4 protein-coding genes are annotated in these 3,749 nt (G+C 65.0%); 3 read left to right on the forward strand and 1 reads right to left on the reverse strand.

Annotated elements, in window-relative coordinates; all coding sequences use genetic code 11:
- Both IT540_RS16665 and IT540_RS16670 read left to right on the forward strand, forming a co-directional pair.
- A partial coding sequence (locus IT540_RS16665) for a PQQ-binding-like beta-propeller repeat protein (protein WP_291180543.1) occupies positions 1 to 587 on the forward strand: 587 nt, incomplete at its 5' end.
- 192 nt (positions 588 to 779) lie between these two features.
- Positions 780 to 1,253 carry a c-type cytochrome gene (locus IT540_RS16670; protein ID WP_291180545.1) on the forward strand — a complete coding sequence of 158 codons (474 nt, stop codon included), beginning with the start codon at positions 780 to 782 and terminating at the stop codon, positions 1,251 to 1,253.
- A 9-nt stretch (positions 1,254 to 1,262) separates the two neighbouring features.
- Here the strand turns inward: IT540_RS16670 and hemN are convergent, their stop codons facing one another.
- The gene (hemN, locus tag IT540_RS16675) at positions 1,263 to 2,615 is read right to left on the reverse strand and encodes an oxygen-independent coproporphyrinogen III oxidase (RefSeq protein ID WP_291180547.1); all 1,353 of its coding nucleotides are present in this window, start codon (positions 2,613 to 2,615) and stop codon (positions 1,263 to 1,265) included.
- A 154-nt stretch (positions 2,616 to 2,769) separates the two neighbouring features.
- Here hemN and IT540_RS16680 point away from each other — a divergent pair.
- Positions 2,770 to 3,749 (forward strand): cbb3-type cytochrome c oxidase subunit I (locus tag IT540_RS16680; RefSeq protein ID WP_291180549.1); only part of this gene is annotated, 980 nt, incomplete at its 3' end.

A 3,749-nucleotide genomic window follows, 5' to 3' on the forward strand; every position in this document is an offset into this window, starting at 1 on the left:
AGAACTGCCGCCCGATTGCCGATCCGGCGAAGGTCCCGGTCAAGGACCGTCTCGTGGAGGATATCGCACCGGTGCTGGACGGCGGCAAGGAATGGCACCCTGCGACCTACAGCCTGCGCACGAAGATGATCTACGTGCCGTTCATCGACAGCTCGATGAACATCCAGCTCAAGGATCAGAAGTTCGAGCGTGGCAAGTGGTTCCTGCGCTCGAAGGTTCTGACGGTCAACCCGTACACCGGAGGTCTCAAGGCCTTCAACGGCACGACCGGCGAGCTTGTCTGGACCAAGCCGCAGAGCTTCCCGGCCACGAGCGGGCTGGTCAGCACTGCGGGCGGCCTTGTGTTCTCGGGCGATGCCGAGGGCTACTTTAGCGCCGTTGCCGACGACACCGGCGAGGAGCTGTGGCGCTTCAACGTCGGCACCGGCATCCACGGCAACCCGACGACCTTCACGGTCAACGGCAAGCAGGTGGTGGCCATCGTGTACGGCCCGGGCGGCGGCAGCTTGTGGCCGCTGGCCTATCCGGAGTTCCTGAAGACCCACAACCGTGGCGGCGGCGTGATGCTGTTCGGGCTGCCTAACTAGACCGTGATCGCTTCGGACCCCATCAGTCCGAAGCGCGATCATCGATCTTATCAAAAAGGCTAGAGCGCGATCCCGATCCAATCAAAACCGATCGCGCTCTAGGAACGTGAAAAAATCACCCGACCGCGTCGGGCGAACAGAAGGCAATCCGGGGGCTGCCGCTCCCCGGATTTCTGTGATCGGGAAAAATGAATGCATAAGACTGTACAGATGCGGCCTGCGCTCTTGATCCTCGCTTCGGTGGCGCTTGCAGGCCTGATGGCGCTAGCCGGGATCGCCGACGACGTCGCCGCCATGTCCGCGGGCGAGCAGAAGTCTGCCGCGCCGCAAGCTTCCCCCAATCCGTTTGCCGGCGACCGCGCGGCGATCACGGAGGGTGCGGACCTGTTTGGCCGCAATTGCCAGCAATGCCACAGCACGGGCGGTATCGGCGGCAAATGTCCCCAGCTCATTTACGGAGCTTGGGGCCCCGGCGGCGCGAACTCGGACGAGCTGATGTTCCGCATCATCTCGGAGGGGCGGGCGAACACCCAGATGGGCGCATTCAAGGATGCGCTGAGCCAGGATGAAATCTGGAAGATCATCACGTACCTGAGGTACGAGGCGCAGCGCTATGAGCAGCGTAAGAAGGCCGAGGACGAGGAGGACGACTCCCTTCGTCGATGACACGAGGGATCAGACGCCCACCGCATGGCGCGCGGTGGACTGGTCGAGGTAGGCGTCGAAGCAGGCGCAGATGCTGCGCACGAACGGCCGCCCCCGCTCCGTGATGCACATTCCATCGGGCGTCGGCGCGACAAGCCCGTCGCGGTCGGCCTCGAGGAGGAGACGCGAGTCCGCGATCACCGGCGCGGCCGCCTCGGCGCCGAACCGCGCCGAAAGGTCCGTCTCCGAGAACACGAGATCGCACATCAGCCGCTCAATGACGTAGCTGCGCACGCGGTCGTCCTCCGACAGGGCAACGCCGCGCGCAGTGCCCAGGCGGCGCCTGGCGACCCGCTCCTGGTAGTCGGGCACGCGAGCGGCATTCTGTGCATACCCCTGGGGAAAGCGGCTGATGGCAGAGGCGCCGAAGCCGATCAGCGTCTCCGCCGTATCGGTCGTATAGCCCTGGAAGTTGCGGTTGATGGGGCCGGTGACGAGCGGATCGGTCGGCTTCGCGAAGTGATCGAGCCCGACGCGCACGTAGCCGTGCGCGAGAAGCTTGCGCGCCACGCGGTTCGCTTGTCCGAGCCGGTCGGCCGGCCCCGCGAGCGCCGAGGTGTCGATCAGGCGCTGATGGCGTATCCTCTCCGGCAGATGCGCATAGCCGAACACGGCGATGCGGTCGGGATCGAGCGTAAGCACTTGCTCGAGCGTGCGTGCAACGCTCGCCTGCGTCTGGCCCGGAAGCCCGTACACGAGGTCGATGTTGAGGGAGGTGATGCCGGCTTCCCGCAACGACGTGACGACCTGCCGCGTCACCTCGTACGGCTGGTATCGGTTGATCGCCGCCTGCACCTTGGGATCGAAGTCCTGCACGCCGATCGAGACGCGGTTGACGCCCGCCCGGCGAAAGGCGGCGACGCGTGCGCCGTCCATGAAGCGGGGATCGATCTCGACGGCGAATTCGGCCGCCGCGTCGAGGTGTAACATCTCGCGCGTCCGTTCCGCGAGCGAGCAGATCTCGCCCGCCGCGAGGGAGTTCGGCGATCCGCCGCCCCAGTGCAGGTGCGTGACCCGGTGAGACGGAGGAACGAGCGCCGCGACATGCGCCATTTCCTCTTGCAGCGTGCCGAGATAGGCGGTGACAGGTTGAGGGCCGTTGACCACCGTCGTCGCACATCCGCAGTACCAGCAGAGCGCCCGGCAGAACGGGATATGCACGTAGAGCGAGAGGGCGACGCCGGATGGCAGGCTGCTGATCCACGCAGCGGCTTCGCGCGCCCCGACGGCGCTGTTGAAATGCGGGGCCGTTGGATAGCTCGTGTAGCGGGGTACGGGCGCGGCGTAGCGTTCGGCCAGCGTTCTGAGAGCAACACTCGACATGGCGGCCCGGTCTCCCTTCGGCCCGGTCTCCCTTCGGTATGCGCAGCCAGTGTTAGCGGTGCTCGTTTCGCCGCAGCTTGATCGCGATCAAGCAGTGGGGCCCCGACCGCGTCTATCTCTCCGCAGGTGATTTCCAGCACCGGTCGAGGGGTCCATGAAAGCAACCAGCGAAGAGGTCATCGCGCTGTCGGGAGCCGGCGCTCTGCTGGCGGCTGCCATTGGTGTCGCAATCGGAGGTATCCTGGCCTTTGCCGGCCTTGACGAGGTGATCCGCTTCCACGGGACGCTGTTCCTGCTCGCGAGCCTCGGCGCCGGCCTCTACATCATCTCCAACCCGCGCCCGGGCGGAGCCGACGAGCAAGCCGGATATCTCGACGGCCCCATCAAGTTCGCAACCGCCGCCGCGGTCTTCTGGGGCATCGCCGGCTTCCTGGTCGGCGACATCATCGCCTGGCAGCTCGCCTTCCCCGTTCTCAACTTCGACCTGCCGTGGACCAACTTCGGCCGCCTGAGGCCGCTGCACACCTCCGCCGTCATCTTCGCCTTCGGCGGCAACGTGCTTCTCGCCACCTCGCTTTACGTCGTGCAGCGCACCTCGCGTGCCCGTCTCGTCGGTTACTGGACGCCGTGGTTCGTCATCTACGGCTATCAGGTCTTCATCGTGCTCGCCGCCACCGGCTATCTGCTCGGCTCGACCCAGGGCAAGGAGTACGCCGAGCCCGAATGGTACGTCGATCTGTGGCTCACCATCGTCTGGGTAGCCTACCTGCTGGTCTTCCTCGGTACGTTGTGGAAGCGCAAAGAGCCGCACATTTATGTGGCGAACTGGTTCTACCTCGCCTTCATCGTCACCATCGCGCTGCTGCACATCGTCAACAACCTCGCCGTTCCGGTGTCGCTGCTCGGCGCCAAGAGCTATTCGCTGTTCGCTGGCGTTCAGGATGCCATGACGCAGTGGTGGTACGGGCACAATGCGGTCGGCTTCTTCCTGACCGCGGGCTTCCTCGGCATCATGTACTACTTCATCCCGAAGCGCGTGGAGCGGCCGGTCTATTCCTATCTCCTGTCGATCGTGCACTTCTGGACGCTGATCTTCATCTACATCTGGGCCGGTCCCCATCATCTCCACTACAC

The organism is Hyphomicrobium sp., from assembly GCF_020852195.1.
In the GTDB taxonomy this organism is placed as follows: domain Bacteria; phylum Pseudomonadota; class Alphaproteobacteria; order Rhizobiales; family Hyphomicrobiaceae; genus Hyphomicrobium_C.

What these genes read in the sequence shown, in the direction of transcription:
- IT540_RS16670 (WP_291180545.1), top strand. Translation starts at nt 780, where the DNA reads ATGCATAAGACTGTACAGATGCGGCCTGCGCTCTTGATCCTCGCTTCG.
- hemN (WP_291180547.1), bottom strand. Translation starts at nt 2,615, where the DNA reads ATGTCGAGTGTTGCTCTCAGAACGCTGGCCGAACGCTACGCCGCGCCC.